We start from the raw sequence: 14,836 nt of genomic DNA on the forward strand, positions 1-14,836 counted from the left end.
GCTGCGGATGGTTGACGACGTACACCGGCTGGAGACGAAGTTCGCCGTCACGTACCCCACACTGCGCGTCCTGGACCGGACGGTCACCCTGCACGTGCCGAAGCGCATGGGGCAGATCTTCGACGCCGACGGTCACGCCTCCGCGACGGTCGCGCTGGGATCGTGGGCCGGCGTGGCCTGATCAGGCCCCACGCGGCGAAGCCATGACGGAGCCAGGCCATGGCGGAGGGGTGCCCTCTTTTTAAGTCACACGCTTGACTTATGTCGGCGGGCTCCCTTCACTGATCGCGTACGCCGGAGACGACCCGGGCACGGGATGGCGAAGGGGCCGTGATGACACAGGACTTCCGCGAGGGCACGATTGACTACCCGCTGGAGATGGCGAGCGCGCTGGAACCGCCGGCCGAGTGGGCGGAGCTGCGGGACAAGTGCCCGGTGGCGGGCATCAGACTGCCCAGCGGGGACGAGGCGTCGCTGCTCACACGGTACGAAGACGTCCGGCTGGTCCTGTCCGATCCGCGCTGCACACGCCGGCTGGACGCGGACGACGCCGCCAGGATCTCGGAGAACGACACCGGCGGAGTCTTCAACGACTCGATGGCGGAGTCCATCAACTCCGCCGGGCAGGCGCGCTGGCGGCGGATGCTGACCAAGTGGTTCACCGCGAAGCGGATGACCGCGCTGCGCCCGGGGATCGAGGCGATGACCCATCAGCTGATCGACGGGATGATCCAAGGGGCCGCCGGGGGCCGCAACACCGCGGACCTCAAGGCGAGTGTCGGGTTCCCGCTGCCGGTCTGGGTGATCTGCGATCTCCTCGGCGTCCCGGACACCGACCGGGACCGCTTCGCCCGCTGGTCGGACATGCTGCTGAATCTGACGCGGTACGGCCAGAGCGAGATCGACGCCGCGAAGGCCGAGTTCCACACGTATCTGGCGGAGCACCTGGAGACGAAGCGGGCCGAGCCGGGCGACGACCTGCTCAGCGCGCTGATCACCACCGTCGATCCGGACGGCGGACGGCTCACCGACGACCAACTCGTCGCCACCGGACAGGCGTTGCTGGTCGCCGGACATGAGACGACGGCCAACATGATCGGCAAGATGATGGCCATGCTGCTCGCGGACCGCGGGCGGTGGGAGCGTCTGCTCGCGGACCGCTCGCTGGTGCGTCCGGCGGTGGAGGAAGTGCTGCGGTTCGACGCCAACCCCGGGTTCGGGATGCCCCGTTACGTGAACGAGGACATCGAGGTCTCCGGCACCGTACTGCCCCGTGGCACCACCGTGGTGTGCAGCATGGCCGCGGCGAACCGGGACGAGGCCGCGTTCGACGGGGCCGGCGCCATGGCGCTCGACCGGCGCCCCAACGCCCACCTCGCCTTCGGCGCGGGCCCGCACTCCTGCCTGGGGCAGTCGCTCGCGCGGACCGAGCTGCAGACCGTGCTGGACGTCCTGCTGGAGCGGCTGCCGACTCTGGAACTCGCTGTCCCGGCGGACGAGTTGCGCCGGGTCGAGGGTCTGGTCGTCGGCGGGCTCCGCGAGCTTCCGGTGCGGTGGTGACCGTGTCCGCCGCGAGAAGCACCCGTTCCCCGCGGGCCGACGGGACAAAGGAGGCCATTCTCGACGTGGCCGAGCGGATGTTCGCCGAGCACGGCGTGTTCGCCGTCTCCAACCGTCAGATCAGCGAGGCCGCGGGGCAGGGCAACAACGCCGCCGTCGGCTACCACTTCGGCACGAAGACCGACCTGCTGCGCGCGATCGTCCGCAGGCACAGCGAGCCGATCGACACCGTACGGCGGCGCATGGTCGACGCGGCCGGCGACTCGGCCGACGTACGGGACTGGGTGGCCTGCCTGGTCCGTCCGAGCACCGAGCACCTGGCCGAGCTGACCCACCCCACGTGGTACGCACGGTTCGGCGCGCAGCTGATGACCGATCCGGTACTGCGCGAGATGGTCATCGACGAGTCGTTCGGCCCGTCGGTCCAGCAGACCCTGGACGGACTCAACCGCTGCCTGCCCGGACTGCCGCTGCCCGTACGGATCGAGCGCGGCGACATGGCCCGCAACCTCCTGGTCCACATGCTCGCCGAACGCGAACGCGCCCTCGCCGACGGAGCCCACACAGCCCGGGCCAGCTGGCACACGTACGCGACCGGCCTGATCGACGCGATCACCGCGATCTGGCTGGCCCCTGTGACACCTGCCGACTGAGCGGTCTGCCGGCCCATTCCCGGTCCGCGCGCTGCCGCCTTGGCCTGCAAGGGGGCGCAGGGGTCTCCCCGGCCGCCAGGACCGGGGAGGTCACTCCGGCTTGCCGGCCTGCGCCGGGCTCAGTTCCGTGCGGAGGAGTGCGAGTGCCGCGCTGACCGGGGGCACGACCAGTGCCGTCAGGAGCAGCAGACTCACGGCGGCCGGGACGATCTCCATCACGGAGCCGGCGGCGTAGGGGTTGTCGTTCGTGAGCCACAGCACCGCGAGGCCGACCGGGTGGGCGAGGGGCTCCGCCGCGTACGACAGGGCGAGGTACGCGGCGACGGCGGCGGCCGTGAGCAGCGCGCAGACGGGCAGCGCCCGCCGGCGTCGTGCGCCGCCCGTCAGCGACCAGGACCGGCGTACGGCAGCCCGGGCGGTCGACGCGCCGTTCGCCGCGGCGGCGGTGGCGAGGCTCAGGCGGAGCCATACGAAGAGCGCGACGATGACGACGACGGACGTCAGACCATTGGCCAGCAGCCGGTAGCGCGTACTGCTCCAGTAGTCGAGTGGCTCGAACTCGATGCCCATCATGCCTCCGTGCCGGAAGAACCCCGCCACGAAATAGGCCAGCAGAGCCAGGGGCACCGTGCACAGGAGCGTCAGCAGCTGCACACGGAAGGCGAGCCAGAGGTACGGGCGGCTGCGCCGCCACAGCTCACCGGGGCCCAGGTGCCGGCCGTCCGCCTCCGCGTCTCGAACGGCCACGGCGTTCGCGATGTGCAGCAGGGCGAGGGCGAAGAAGGCGAAAAGCAGCAGCAGTCCCATGAAAGGGAGGCTCCTGAGGAAGATGGAGGTGTACTGCTCCGGGAAGTAGCCCACGGGCGGATCCTCGTACGCTATGTCGGAGCGAGCGAACTTCCACGTGAGGGCGAAGTTGTGCCAGGAGAGGGCGAACGCCGCGGCCACCAGCGCGGAGCCCACGAGCGCGGCGAGCAGTGCGACGCCGAACGAAAAGCCGTACAGGCCATGCCAGTTGCCGCGGATGAGCCCCAGGGTGTCCGCGGTGAGCCCGCGCCGTCGCGGCGGCCGTCCCTGGGTTCCAGTTCCCTCCGGGAACTCCCGGTTCTCCGTTCCGTCCGGCAACGCTGCCTGCCGGTTCTCACGCGTCACTGCTCGCGCCCCTCTCCGTACCGTGTCGGCGGAGCCGTCCTCCGCCGGTTCCGCGTATGCCCCCACCGCATGACGTCAGTCACCGCCGCTGTCCTCACTCCGGAGACGCGGCGCTGAGGACGCCCGGTCAGTGCTTGACCGGCGGGCAGTAGCCGGTGTCCGCGCCGATGGAGTTGATCTCGGCGTTGGAACGGGAGTCTCCGGCGTAGTTGATCTGGTTGGTGCAGCTGACTCCGGACTTCGCGGGGGTACCTGCGGGCGTGCTCTTCTTCTCCGGTGCCGGGCAGTGGCCGGTGTCCGCGCCGATGCTGTTGATCTCGGCGTTCGAACGGGGGTCGCCCGCGTAGTTGATCTGGTTGGTGCAGCTGACTCCGGACTTCGCGGGGGCACCTGCGGGCGTGCTCTTCTTCTCCGGTGCCGGGCAGTGGCCGGTGTCCGCGCCGATGGAGTTGATCTCGGCGTTCGAACGGGGGTCGCCCGCGTAGTTGATCTGGTTGGTGCAACTCACCCCGGACTTCGCGGAGGTGCCGGAGGTCCCGCCCTTGGCGGACTTGGATGCGGGAGCGGGGGACTGCGCACTTGAGGAGGAGGAAGAAGAAGAGGACGAGCCGGCCTGGGAGGACGAGGCCGAGTCGGTGCCGTTGTTGTCACAGGCCGTGAGCGCGAGGCCGGCCGCCACAGCGACGAGGGTGAACATCGAGATCTTCTTCTTCCGAACGAGCATCATTCTCTCCTCAACGAGTTCCTGCCCCCTTGCGGGCAGGCGCCATCTGACCTTGGGAACACCGGCCGACCGGCCGGTGACCGGGCCTCTTGCCGTGGTTCTGCAAGGTGTGATGCCGGAGTGTCCCCAGGAAGTTCCTGGCAGGATCGCCGTATGACAGGACCGTGACATTCGGCCCGGAGGACTGACTTGGCGCTCACGAGCAACGACACAGCCCCCGCCGACCAGTGCCGGTCGGCGGGGGCTGTCGGTGACTCAGGGTTGCGGCTACGGTCAGGCGCTCAACTCGCCGTCCCGCAGGGCAGAGACGAACGCCGCCCACCCGTGCGCGGCGAACGTGAGCGCGGGACCGTGCGGGTTCTTGCTGTCGCGTACGGGAACGATGGCGGCGAAGTCGTCGGAGACCTCGACGCACTCGCCGCCATCCGAGTTGCTGTACGAACTCTTGCGCCAGGACACCGAGCTCAGGTCGAGGGATCGCACGGTACTTCCTCCAACAGATTCAAAACGAACTTCCGCGACTCAGCAGGGGACATCGCCAGGTCACGCACCTCATCGTACGTGCGTTGGAGCCGATCCACCGGATTGTTCTCCTCGATGAGATCGCCCCTGTACGCATTCTCTGTGTACGCGACCGTACGCCCGTCCGGAAGCCGTAGGAACATCAGCGTCGTGCTGTCCAACCCGTACGGTCCCGCGCTGAATGGGAGAACGTGAAGTGTCACGTTGCCGCGCTCCGCAGCCTCCGCCAGGTACTCCAACTGCCTCCGCCACTGGCCAAGATCGCGCAGTGGCGTCCGCAAGACCGCCTCCGAAAGGATCGTCCGGAATGGAGGCGCGCCCGCCCCTTCAAGCAACTCCCGCCGCCCCATCCGAGCCTCCACCTGCTGCGTCAGCTCAGGCTCCTTGATCCCACCAGCAGCCAGCACTTCCCGCGCGTACCCGGGCGTCTGCAAGAGCCCCGGCAGCACGCTGACCCCGAAATGCCACAGGCTGGTCGCATCCGACTCCAAGGACATGTACTGCCGGTACCGCTCCCGGAACTGCGTACGGTCCCTCATCGCCAGCTCCCACAGGACGAGCAGCATCCCCTGAGTGCCGAAGAAATGGTCCAACGCCTGGGCCACCTCGGGCCCACCCAGTGTCTCGCCCTTCTCCATCTTGCCGAAGAGCGAATAGTCCCAGCCGACCCGCTCACCGAGCTGCCGCAGACTGATCCCGCGTTCGACACGCAGATTCCGTAACTCCTCCGCGAACCGCTGACGCGGCTCCTGGCTGCGGCTGGTGACGAGGCGTCGTTGCGGCATGGCGCTCCTTCCAGGGCGGTCCCGGCCTGCCCGGAATCCGCCCCCGTACCGGTACACATACACGCGCGCCCGCCCGTCCCCCGCATTCCCAGTGGAACGTGTGGAACGACCCGGACCGCAGGAGAACGAGAACGCGCCATCGGTGTACCCCGGCCCACCTGGGCGACATTCTCGTAACACCCCCACTACGCACCGTAATTCACCGCTGGTGGGCCCGGCAGCGAAACCGCCCAACAATCCGCGAGGAGACCCCAAGCCATGTCGACGCCTCCCCCGCTCCCCCGCCGTACCCCCCACAGCGGCCCCTCCACCGACAGCCCGAAGGTCCAGGAGGCGCTCGACGCACGGGACACGCTCGCAGAGGCTCTGACCACCGCCGGCATCCAACTCCCCGCCATGGACGTACGCACGCCCTGGTTCGAGCCCGGGCCGGACCAGGACGACACCCCGGCGAGCACCCGGTACGCGCTGGTGTATCTCGGTGTGTGTTCCGCGCCGGTCGCGCTCGCGCTGGCCGCCGTCATCGCGAAGGGCGCGGGGCAGTGAGCGCCATCCGGCAACCGGACCCTTCCCCCACCGCGCTCCCCCGTCCCGGAACGGCCGTTCGCGACATCGCTAGCAACCGCGTCGGCATCGTCATGGCGCACGAGGGCCCTTGGATCCAGCTCCGGCCGCTGGGTGGCGGTCGCGAGTGGGACGCCGACCCGGCCCGCGTACGCCCGGTCGGCCCGGCCGAACTGCTACAGGCCCGCGTCGCCGAGGCCAACGCCCGCAGCCGATCCGGCCTGGGCACCGGCACCGCACCGGAGCCGAACTGAACCTCGCACAGGCGTCGGTCTCGCCCGAGGGACGCCGGTCCGGCCGGCGCCCCTCGGTCACTGCTGCGCGAGTACCGGGTCAGCACTGTGCGGGTGCTGACCCCTTGGTCACTGCGCCCCGGAGCAGATGCCCTGGACGGTCACCCAGATGTTGTTGTCGGGGGTGGTGCCACTGGCCACCACTCCACCGGATTCACAGCCGGGCGGAAGCTTGTAGTCCGCGTTCGCCCGGGCACCGTCCAGCGAGCTGCTGACCCCGGTGACATAGACGTAGTAGGTGGACGAGTCCATCGACACCACTCCCCGCACCGGCGCGGCAGTGGCGGCCGACGCCGGGGCGGCCAGCGCCACCCCGGCCAGCAAGGCCGCCGCGACCGCGGCGAGTCTGGTCGTCGCTAACATTCCGTTCAAGGGATTCTCCCCATCAATGGCCTTACGGCGCACGGTAGTTACGCCGCACGCATGGAATTTAAGGGGCAACTCCGTGCGCTGCAACAGCCGTTGCATCCTGCGCAACCGAGGGCAGCGCGATGCGGATGGGCAGCACACCGCAGCACATCGGCCAGGCCGAAGACGACCAACAGCACCCGCGGTGACGGCCCGCAAGTGGAGGCCGGTATCCACTGATGCCTCTCACTGAGGGCGACGGACGGGCAACCACTTTCCACACTGGAAAATATGTGGCACGATGGAAAACGTCAGTCCGATCGTGTGCCCCAGGGAAGGTCCGTGTGCTCATGCCGCCGCAGGAGAACGAGTCCGCGCTCAACGCCGAAACCGGCTCGGTGGAGTACGCCGCGGGTGCCCTGCGGGACGTGGAGACGGCCCAGGAGCGGGCCCGCCTCCGGTCCGGTCTTCTCCCGGCGTGGTACGGGCCGACCGCGGCTGTGGCCGTGATCGTGCCGAGCGCGGTGCGGGCCTGGAGCGACGACAAGGGCGGTCAGGCAACCCTGATAGCGCTTGTGGTGGCGCTTCTGGCATTCGCCGTCATCGTCGTGCTCGCGCGGGCAGCGCGCAGGGGAGCCGGGGTTCTGATCGACCGGTCCTGGCCCGCGCGGCTGTGGCGGAGTCGGATCGCGCTGCCGGCCGTCTTCCTGGCCGGCGGTCTGGCCGGATGGCTGTGCTGGGCCCTCGGAACAGGCCAAAGCACCGCGCAGCTCACGGCGTTCGTCGTGGCCGGGCTCGGTGTCTGGGTGACGTGCCTGGCCCGCAACGCGGTGATCAGACGGACCCTGGCGGAGCTGGCATGACGGGCACTCCACCGGGACAGGGACGGCCGGCGCTGGACGAGACGATCCAGCATCCGACCCGGCTGGCCGTCGCCGCCTTCCTCTCCGCGTGCGACGAGGCCGACTTCGCCGCCGTACGCGACGGCTGCCAGGTGTCCGACTCGGTCCTCAGCAAGACCGCCTCCGCGCTGGAGGCAGCCGGATACCTGGACATCCGCAAGGGCCATGTGGGCAAGCGCCCCAGGACCTGGCTGTCCCTCTCCCCCACCGGCCGGCAGGCGCTGGACGACCACCTCACCGCGCTGCAGGACATCGTGGCCGCGGCCCGGCAGGCCAGCGCCCGCGAGCAGGCCGGGCAGGGCGGCTGAGCCACGGGGCATCTCGACCCGGCCCCGGGCAGGCGTCACGAGGAGGCGGGAGGGGCCGAGGCCTGCCGGCCGCAGCGGGTCACCCCGCCTCCGGGACCGCGATGTCTCCGTCGCACCACGGGTCGATGGGTGCACTCTCCAGACAGCGCCCCAGTTCGTCGAGAATCCATCCCTGGCGCTTCACCGTCCGCAGCACGATGCCGTGGTCGGCGATCTCCAGCCCCGGACACTCCGCCCCGATGCGCTCCTCCAGGTCGTGGGCGCTGTCCACGGAGTGCAGCCACGTGGACATGAGGATGTTCGTCTCGCCGCTGGTCGCCGTCAGCAGCCGGATGCCCGACATCCGGCTGAGCCGCTCACAGATCTGTCGCCGCTGCGGGACCGCCACCCGCGCCCACATGAGTGAGGTGACCGGCCACCCCGTGATGTGCTGGGCGATCTCGCAGCGGAACGCGACGGCGCCCGTCCGCTCCAGCCGCGCGAGACGGCGACGGGCCGCGGTCTGGCTGGTACCTGTGCGCTCCGCGAGATCGGAGACGGGCAGTCGGCCGTCCGGGGCGAGGGCCAGCAGCAGGTCTCTGTCCGGACCGTCCAGCGTGCCGGGCAGGGCCTGGCGCGGCGCGGTCTCGTCCGCGACGGCCTGGAGGAGCAGCTGCTCCGAGCGAGGGAGCGCATCCAGCCGCCAGTCGCTCCCGGCGACAAGGATGCGCGTGGTGATCTTGGTACTGACCCGCACCACACCGGGCAGACGGCTCACCCGGTCCAGGATGAACCGGGACAGGCCCGGCAGATCCCGGGTCACCGCGTTGATGTGGATGTCCCGTCCGCTGGCCAGCTCCATGACGGATTTCGTCCGTGGGTCCCTGGCCAGGGCGAGTGCCACCTCGTGCCGGGCCGACGGCTCACAGTCCACGTCGATGAACGCGTTGCACAGGGATCGCCACAGGCCGGGGCTGCCTGTCGCGGTGACCCAGGCCAAGCCGCGGTCCGAGATCCGGCCCCAGCGGCGCGCGACCGTCACCGCGCTGAGTCCGAGCACCTCGCCGATCGCCGTCCAGGAGGCCCGTGGCGCGATCTGCAGGGCGTGGGCGATGGCCATGTCCGTCTCGTCCAGCTCGGCCTGGAGCGCGACGGCGGAATCCTTCACACGAAGACGGTCCATGGCGATTCTCTTCGATTTCCTGGGTCGGTGGACGGGAGGTGCCCACGATGGGCCATCAGCAACGGGCCACGCAAGAGTGGCGGACGGAGCGCTGTCTCCTCGGGCGACCCCGGAGAACACAGAGCGCATCTCTCACGAAAGGGTCGGATTCCGATGACGCAGAGTGAGCAGCAGCCGTGGGAATGGGACGAGTCGACCTGGCGCGGCCATGTCGGGCACGTACGCGCCGGGCGCTCCCTCGCACCGGACGCCTGGCCCGGCGGCGCCCGCTGCGCGGTAGCCGTGTCCTTCGACTCGGACCACGAGACCCCGGCTCTGCGCGACGGTGAGACGCGCCCCGCGAAGCTCGCCCAGGGCGAGTACGGCGCCCGCGTGGCCGTGCCCAAGATCCTTGACCTGCTGGAGCGCCACCGCATTCCCGCGAGTTTCTTCATGCCGGCCGTCTGCGCGCTGCTGCGTCCGCAGGAGGCGAGGGCCTACACGGCCGCGGGCCACGAACTGGCCGTCCACGGCTGGATCCACGAGCGCAACACTCTGCTCACCGCGGGGACCGAGCGTGAGCTCCAGTTGCGGTCCGCCGACACCCTGGAGCGGATCGGCGGCGTACGCCCCGTCGGTATCCGCACACCGAGCTGGGACTTCTCGCCGCACACCCTGGCGATCACCCGTGAGATGGGCCTGCTCTACGACTCCTCGCTGATGGCTGACGACGAGCCCTACGAGCTGGTCGAGCACGGCGAGGCGACAGGCGTGGTGGAGATCCCCGTGGAGTGGATCCGCGACGACGCGCCCTATTTCATGATGGATCGCTTCGCCTCGCTGAGGCCCTACATCGCGCCGCGCGACGTACTCCGGATCTGGCAGGACGAGTTCGCCGCCGCGTACGCGGCCGGCGGCCTGTTCCAGCTCACGCTGCACCCGCATATCATCGGCCACCGCTCGCGCCTCGTCGTACTGGACGAGTTGCTCGCACACATCGGTGAGCACGACGCGGTGTGGTTCGCCACCCACCGGGAGATCGCCGAGCACTGCCTCGCGCAACGCCCGGCCCGCTGACCTCAACGGCCGCCGCACTGCTGATCGTTACAGACGACGGCGCCTCATCGCCCCACCCGGCACAAGCCGCATCCGTCACATCCGGACGCACCTCGGCGCCCCGGCTCCCGTTCGCGACCCCCGGGGCCCGCTCCCACGCCGCCGTGCCCGCTCGCCGGCCCGCGTGACCACACACCGCGCGACTCCCCCCGGCGCGTCCATCCCCGTTCCACCGAGTTCATCCCGCTCACCCCCACCCGGCATCACCGCTCGCACCCAGGACTCTGCCCCCGTGCTCCCGCCGCCGATCCGTCCCCCGTGACGCTCCAAGGAAAGCGAGGATTTCCTCGTGCCACTCGACACCGCCGCATCCGGTATCGCCCCATCTCCCAAGCTGACACCCCGGCAACGCAAGGCCCTCGTCGCCGGAGCCGTGGGCAACACCGTCGAATGGGTCGACTGGGCCCTCTACGGCATCTTCGTGAAGATCATCGCGGATGTCTTCTTCCCGAAGGCCGACGGAACGGTGGCACTGCTCTCCACCCTCGCCGTCTTCGCCGTCGGCTTCGTGATGCGCCCGGTGGGGGCCGCCTTCCTCGGCGCGTACGCCGACCGGCACGGCCGCAAGAAGGGACTCGCCCTCACGATCGGCCTGATGGCAGGCGCCGGCTTCGTCATCGCTCTGACCCCGGGCTACGGGACGATCGGCATCGCGGCCCCCCTGGTCCTCCTGCTGTCGCGGCTGGCCCAGGGCTTCTCCGCAGGGGGCGAGTTCGGCTCGTCCTCGGCGTTCCTGGTGGAGTCCGCCTCGCCCGGCAGACGTGCCTTCGCCGGGTCCTGGCAGCAGGTATCCGTGGCGGGCGGCGTCCTGATCGCGTCTCTGCTCGGCACCACCTTCACCTCGTTGCTCAGCGAGGACGCCCTGCACGCCTGGGGCTGGCGGGCCGCCTTCATGATCGGCGCACTGCTCGGTCTGGCCGGGCTCTGGCTGCGGGTCTCCGTCGAGGACACCGACTCCTTCAACGAGGCCAGGGCCGACGGCCAGGCCAGGAAGAACCCGTTGAAGGCCATGCTCGTCGAGCACCCGGCCGCCGCGCTCCGGGTCGCGGGCATCACGGTCGCCGGCACGCTGACCTACTACATCTGGGTCAGCTACCTTCCGACGTACGCCAACCTCACCACGGGTATACCGCTGAACCGGGCACTGCTCTCCCAGACGCTGTGTCTGATCGTCTTCCTCGTGCTGCTGCCTTTCGCGGGGCTGCTCTCGGACCGGCTCGGGCGCAAACCCACCATGGCGGGCTTCGCGGCCGGCTTCGTTGTCCTGGCCTGGCCGATGCTGCACATCCTGAACGACAGCTTCCTCGTGCTGTTCCTGGTACAGCTCACCGGCATGCTGCTGATCCTCGGCTACTCCGCGAACTGCGCGGTGATCATGGCCGAGCAGTTCCCGCCGGAGGTACGCGCCACCGGCATCGCTCTCCCGTACGCGCTGGCCGTCGCCGTCTTCGGCGGCACCGCCCCGTACGTCACGACCTGGATGAGCGACTCCGGTCACGCCGACAAGCTCTGGCTGTATGTCTCCGGCTCCGCCCTGATCTCTCTCATCATCTACCTGACCATGCCCGAGACGAAGGACAAGGAGTTCACCTGATGGCGCACGTACTGGTCACCGGTGCCGCGAGCGGCATCGGACGGGCCGTCGCCGAGCACTTCGCCGCCGCCGGCCACCGACTGACGCTCGTCGACATCGACGCCACCCCACTCGCGGACACGGCGAAAGCACTGGGCGCGGCCCACCAGGTCCGTGACCTGTGCTCGGCCGACGGCCCGTCCGATGCCGTCAGCGACGGATGGCAGGCCCAAGGGCCGGTGGACGTGCTGGTCAACGCGGCCGGTATCTACCCGTCGCTCGACATGGCCGAGGTCACCGCCGCCGACTGGGACCGCGTCCTCGCCCTCAACACCCGCGCCCCGGTGCTCGCGACGGCCGAATTGGCACGGCGGGCCATCGCCTCCGGCAGGACCTCGTCGGTGGTCAACATTTCGTCCGGCGCGGCACTGCGTGCCCGGCCCGGCGGGGGCCCGTACGCCGCGTCGAAGGCGGCGCTGGAGATGGCGACCCGCGCAGCCGCCCTCGAACTGGGCCCGCACGGCATCCGCGTCAACGCCGTCAGCCCCGGCTTCATCGACGTCGACAGCACCTGCAACCCCGTCACCGATGCCTACGCGGCGGCTGTCTCCGTCAACCCGCTGGGACGGCCCGGCACCCCGGCGGACATCGCCCGCGCCGTCGTGTGGATCGCCGGCCCCGACGCCTCCTGGGTAACCGGCGAGATCCTGCGCGTGGACGGCGGCAGCGGCACCGGTGCGACCCACCTGCCCCGGCTGTGGCCCCCGCCGGTCACCTCCCCCACCGGCGGCACCGCCGCCACCGGTACTCCTGCGCCGGACCCGGACCCGGACACCACGAAGGGACTCACCTCATGACCGGCGATGCCTACACCGTTGTCGGGGCGGGCGCCATCGGCGGCACCCTCGCCCACAGTCTCGCGGCCGCCGGACACCCGGTCACCGTCATCGACACCGACGCCGGCCACGTGGCAGCGATCCGGGCGGACGGGCTGACCATCCTGCGCCGCGGGGAACGCGAGAGCGTCCGCCTCGACGCGGCCACCCCCGACACGTACCAGGGGCCACACCTGGAGCGTGTCCTGCTCAGCGTCAAGGCACATGCGACCGAGCAGGCCATGCGCTGGATCGCACCGCGCCTCGCCCCGGACGGCTACGTCGTCTCCGTACAGAACGGCTTCAACGAAGCGCTCATAGCCGAACACATCGGCGCCGACCGCACCGTCGCCGCCTTCGTCAATATCTTCGCCGACCTCGTCGAACCGGGCGTGGTGCGCGACGGCGGTCCCGGCGCGTTCGTCATCGGCGAAGTGGGCGGGGCGCCGGTCTCCGCCCGGGTGCGCGCCCTGGTCGCCGATCTCCAGGCGTGGGGTCCCGCACTCGCCACCGACAACGTCGAGGGCTACCTGTGGGCGAAGGCCGCGTTCGGCGCGATGCTCTCGGCCACCGCGCTGGCCGACGCCCCCATGGCGGACCTCACGGACCGCCACCGCGCCACCATGTACGCGCTGGCCGCCGAGGTATACGCGGTGGCAGACGCGGCCGGTGGGCGCCTGGAGTCCTTCGACGCCTTCGAGGCGCCCGCCTTCCGGCCCGACAACGACCCCGCCCTGCGCGGCGCCGCATGCGACCGGCTGACGGCGTGGCTGCGCACCCAGCCCAAGGACCGTAGCGGCATCTGGCGCGACCTGGCCGTCCGCCGCCGCCCGGTGGAGGTGACCACGCACTACGCACCGGTCCTCGAACAGGCGCGGCGCGCGGGCCTGGATGCTCCGGTGCTACGGGCCGTCCTGGACGGTCTGCGGGAACTGGAGCAGGACCCGTCCACCATGTCCGAGTCCCGGCTGGACGCCCTCGACCGCCTCGCCATGTCCGGCGGCCGCACAGCCGGGACCGGCGGACCCGACTGCCACACCCTGCCCGCGGGGCCCGTGCTCACCGAGGCGCAGGCCGTCGCCGTCCACGGCTGGCTGGACGAACACCGTGACGCGATGGACGCCGACCTCGCCGCCTACACCTCCCAGGAGAGCTCCAGCGACGACACCGTGTCCCTCGCCGCCTGCCTCGACTGGCTGCGCGGCTGGCTCGACGCCTCCCTCGGCGCACCCGCGAGCGAGGAGGTGCACCCGCGCGAGGACGCGGGCGACATCCTGATCCGCCGCTACGCCGGCACGGGCCCGTCAACAGGGGCCCCGGTACTGCTCGTCGGCCACTACGACACCGTCTGGGCCACCGGGACCCTGCCGGACTGGCCCTACCGCCGGGAGGGGGACCGCATCTCAGGGCCGGGCGTGTTCGACATGAAGGCAGGACTCGTCCAGGCCGTCTGGGCCCTGCGCGCGCTCACGGCGCTCGACTTGCCGCGTCCTGAGTGCACCTTGCTGCTCAACGGGGACGAGGAGACCGGCAGCAGGGCGTCGAGCGACGTCATCGTCGCCGAAGCGCGGAAGTCCCGGGCGGCACTGGTTTTCGAGGCGAGCGCGGACGGGGCGGTGAAGACGACCCGTAAGGGGGTCGGACTGTTCTCCCTCACCATCACCGGTGAGGCGGCCCACGCCGGCCTCGACCCGACATCCGGTGCCAGCGCGGTCAACGAGATCGCCCGCCAGGTGCTCGCGCTGGAAGCCCTCGCGGACCCGGCAGCCGGGACCACCCTCAACGTGGGCGTGCTGCACGGCGGTACCCGCAGCAACGTCACGGCGGCGGAGGCGACCGCACAGCTGGACATCCGGGTCGCGACCGACGACGAACGCGCCCGTCTGGACGTCGCCCTGGCCGGACTCGCCCCGGCCGACACCCGGACCAGCCTGCGGCTCGCCGGAGGATGGAACCGTCCTGTCTTCGAGCGCACCGAGGGCGTCGGCCAGATCTTCGCCCTCGCCAGGTCCTGCGCCGCGCCGCTCGGCCTGGATCTGCGCGAGACAGCCGTGGGCGGCGCCAGCGACGGGAACTTCGTCCTCGCCGCGGGTACCCCCGTCCTGGACGGACTCGGCGCGGTGGGAGGCGGTGCCCACGCCCGCAGCGAGCACGTGAAGCTCAGCGGCATGGTCGAACGCTCCGCCCTGGCGGCGGGCGTCCTCGCCGCCTTCGTCACCGCCTGACGCGGGGCACCAGCGGGTGACGGTGTGGCGCCTTACGTCCCGGGTCGAACGTCGGCCCGGGACGTAGGGGCCCGGAGAGGGCCCGGAGTAACTGC

General features: G+C 70.6%; 17 protein-coding genes. 11 read left to right on the forward strand and 6 right to left on the reverse strand.

Annotated elements, in window-relative coordinates:
• Window positions 1-7 precede the first annotated feature (7 nt).
• The 3 genes from OG210_RS00365 (at window position 8) to OG210_RS00375 (ending at window position 2,213) form a co-directional block, all read left to right on the forward strand.
• Window positions 8-181: a hypothetical protein gene (locus OG210_RS00365; RefSeq protein WP_328333850.1), complete on the forward strand. Its 174-nt coding sequence runs from the start codon at window positions 8-10 to the stop codon at window positions 179-181.
• A gap of 152 nt (window positions 182-333) precedes the next feature.
• Window positions 334-1,560, forward strand: coding sequence for a cytochrome P450 (locus OG210_RS00370; RefSeq protein ID WP_328333848.1), 1,227 nt, complete (start codon window positions 334-336; stop codon window positions 1,558-1,560).
• Entirely contained in the window at window positions 1,557-2,213 is a 657-nt protein-coding gene (locus tag OG210_RS00375) for a TetR family transcriptional regulator (RefSeq protein WP_371534698.1), read from the forward strand. The genes OG210_RS00370 and OG210_RS00375 overlap by 4 nt, the downstream gene beginning before the upstream one ends.
• Window positions 2,214-2,303: 90 nt before the next feature.
• On the opposite strand, the gene OG210_RS00380 is transcribed toward OG210_RS00375, so the two are convergent.
• The 4 genes from OG210_RS00380 to OG210_RS00395 form a co-directional block, all read right to left on the reverse strand.
• On the reverse strand, window positions 2,304-3,365 hold the full coding sequence (locus OG210_RS00380) for a hypothetical protein (RefSeq protein ID WP_371534699.1): 1,062 nt from the start codon (window positions 3,363-3,365) through the stop codon (window positions 2,304-2,306).
• 127 nt (window positions 3,366-3,492) lie between these two features.
• Window positions 3,493-4,089, reverse strand: coding sequence for a hypothetical protein (locus OG210_RS00385; protein ID WP_371534701.1), 597 nt, complete (start codon window positions 4,087-4,089; stop codon window positions 3,493-3,495).
• Between the two features lie 273 nt (window positions 4,090-4,362).
• A complete protein-coding gene (locus OG210_RS00390) occupies window positions 4,363-4,572 on the reverse strand; it encodes a DUF397 domain-containing protein (protein ID WP_328333841.1) in 210 nt (69 codons plus the stop codon).
• Window positions 4,554-5,396 carry a helix-turn-helix transcriptional regulator gene (locus OG210_RS00395; protein ID WP_371534703.1) on the reverse strand — a complete coding sequence of 281 codons (843 nt, stop codon included), beginning with the start codon at window positions 5,394-5,396 and terminating at the stop codon, window positions 4,554-4,556. Before OG210_RS00395 ends, OG210_RS00390 begins: the two co-directional genes overlap by 19 nt.
• Before the next feature lie 258 nt (window positions 5,397-5,654).
• Here OG210_RS00395 and OG210_RS00400 point away from each other — a divergent pair, with 258 nt between their 5' ends.
• Window positions 5,655-5,942 carry a hypothetical protein gene (locus tag OG210_RS00400; RefSeq protein WP_328333837.1) on the forward strand — a complete coding sequence of 96 codons (288 nt, stop codon included), beginning with the start codon at window positions 5,655-5,657 and terminating at the stop codon, window positions 5,940-5,942.
• On the forward strand, window positions 5,939-6,214 hold the full coding sequence (locus tag OG210_RS00405) for a hypothetical protein (RefSeq protein WP_371534706.1): 276 nt from the start codon (window positions 5,939-5,941) through the stop codon (window positions 6,212-6,214). Before OG210_RS00400 ends, OG210_RS00405 begins: the two co-directional genes overlap by 4 nt.
• 108 nt (window positions 6,215-6,322) lie before the next feature.
• On the opposite strand, the gene OG210_RS00410 is transcribed toward OG210_RS00405, so the two are convergent.
• The gene (locus OG210_RS00410; RefSeq protein WP_328335681.1) at window positions 6,323-6,616 is read right to left on the reverse strand and encodes a hypothetical protein; all 294 of its coding nucleotides are present in this window, start codon (window positions 6,614-6,616) and stop codon (window positions 6,323-6,325) included.
• A 335-nt stretch (window positions 6,617-6,951) separates the two neighbouring features.
• On the opposite strand from OG210_RS00410, the gene OG210_RS00415 reads away from it, so the two are divergent.
• Together OG210_RS00415 and OG210_RS00420 are read left to right on the forward strand one after the other, a co-directional pair.
• Window positions 6,952-7,464 carry a hypothetical protein gene (locus OG210_RS00415; protein WP_328335680.1) on the forward strand — a complete coding sequence of 171 codons (513 nt, stop codon included), beginning with the start codon at window positions 6,952-6,954 and terminating at the stop codon, window positions 7,462-7,464.
• On the forward strand, window positions 7,461-7,811 hold the full coding sequence (locus OG210_RS00420) for a transcriptional regulator (RefSeq protein WP_328333835.1): 351 nt from the start codon (window positions 7,461-7,463) through the stop codon (window positions 7,809-7,811). The genes OG210_RS00415 and OG210_RS00420 overlap by 4 nt, the downstream gene beginning before the upstream one ends.
• Before the next feature lie 79 nt (window positions 7,812-7,890).
• Here the strand turns inward: OG210_RS00420 and OG210_RS00425 are convergent, their stop codons facing one another.
• A complete protein-coding gene (locus OG210_RS00425) occupies window positions 7,891-8,958 on the reverse strand; it encodes an AsnC family transcriptional regulator (RefSeq protein WP_371534709.1) in 1,068 nt (355 codons plus the stop codon).
• A 168-nt stretch (window positions 8,959-9,126) separates the two neighbouring features.
• Here OG210_RS00425 and OG210_RS00430 point away from each other — a divergent pair, with 168 nt between their 5' ends.
• From OG210_RS00430 to OG210_RS00445, 4 genes are all read left to right on the forward strand, one after another.
• The gene (locus tag OG210_RS00430) at window positions 9,127-10,029 is read left to right on the forward strand and encodes a polysaccharide deacetylase (RefSeq protein WP_328333831.1); all 903 of its coding nucleotides are present in this window, start codon (window positions 9,127-9,129) and stop codon (window positions 10,027-10,029) included.
• A 328-nt stretch (window positions 10,030-10,357) separates the two neighbouring features.
• Window positions 10,358-11,662 (forward strand): MFS transporter, encoded by a 1,305-nt coding sequence (locus OG210_RS00435; protein ID WP_328333829.1) that lies wholly within the window; start codon window positions 10,358-10,360, stop codon window positions 11,660-11,662.
• A complete protein-coding gene (locus OG210_RS00440; protein ID WP_328333827.1) occupies window positions 11,662-12,498 on the forward strand; it encodes an SDR family oxidoreductase in 837 nt (278 codons plus the stop codon). Before OG210_RS00435 ends, OG210_RS00440 begins: the two co-directional genes overlap by 1 nt.
• Window positions 12,495-14,741, forward strand: a complete 2,247-nt coding sequence (locus OG210_RS00445; protein ID WP_328333825.1) for a 2-dehydropantoate 2-reductase — start codon at window positions 12,495-12,497, stop codon at window positions 14,739-14,741. Before OG210_RS00440 ends, OG210_RS00445 begins: the two co-directional genes overlap by 4 nt.
• Window positions 14,742-14,836 lie beyond the last annotated feature (95 nt).

Source organism: Streptomyces sp. NBC_00466 (assembly GCF_041433995.1).
In the GTDB taxonomy this organism is placed as follows: Bacteria; Actinomycetota; Actinomycetes; order Streptomycetales; family Streptomycetaceae; genus Streptomyces.

Excerpts from the sequence above, each read along its gene's own strand:
- OG210_RS00365 (WP_328333850.1), top strand. The coding sequence starts at position 8 with ATGGTTGACGACGTACACCGGCTGGAGACGAAGTTCGCCGTCACGTAC.
- OG210_RS00370 (WP_328333848.1), top strand. The coding sequence starts at position 334 with ATGACACAGGACTTCCGCGAGGGCACGATTGACTACCCGCTGGAGATG.
- OG210_RS00385 (WP_371534701.1), bottom strand. The coding sequence starts at position 4,089 with ATGCTCGTTCGGAAGAAGAAGATCTCGATGTTCACCCTCGTCGCTGTG.
- OG210_RS00395 (WP_371534703.1), bottom strand. The coding sequence starts at position 5,396 with ATGCCGCAACGACGCCTCGTCACCAGCCGCAGCCAGGAGCCGCGTCAG.
- OG210_RS00400 (WP_328333837.1), top strand. The coding sequence starts at position 5,655 with ATGTCGACGCCTCCCCCGCTCCCCCGCCGTACCCCCCACAGCGGCCCC.
- OG210_RS00410 (WP_328335681.1), bottom strand. The coding sequence starts at position 6,616 with ATGTTAGCGACGACCAGACTCGCCGCGGTCGCGGCGGCCTTGCTGGCC.
- OG210_RS00415 (WP_328335680.1), top strand. The coding sequence starts at position 6,952 with ATGCCGCCGCAGGAGAACGAGTCCGCGCTCAACGCCGAAACCGGCTCG.
- OG210_RS00420 (WP_328333835.1), top strand. The coding sequence starts at position 7,461 with ATGACGGGCACTCCACCGGGACAGGGACGGCCGGCGCTGGACGAGACG.
- OG210_RS00430 (WP_328333831.1), top strand. The coding sequence starts at position 9,127 with ATGACGCAGAGTGAGCAGCAGCCGTGGGAATGGGACGAGTCGACCTGG.
- OG210_RS00440 (WP_328333827.1), top strand. The coding sequence starts at position 11,662 with ATGGCGCACGTACTGGTCACCGGTGCCGCGAGCGGCATCGGACGGGCC.
- OG210_RS00445 (WP_328333825.1), top strand. The coding sequence starts at position 12,495 with ATGACCGGCGATGCCTACACCGTTGTCGGGGCGGGCGCCATCGGCGGC.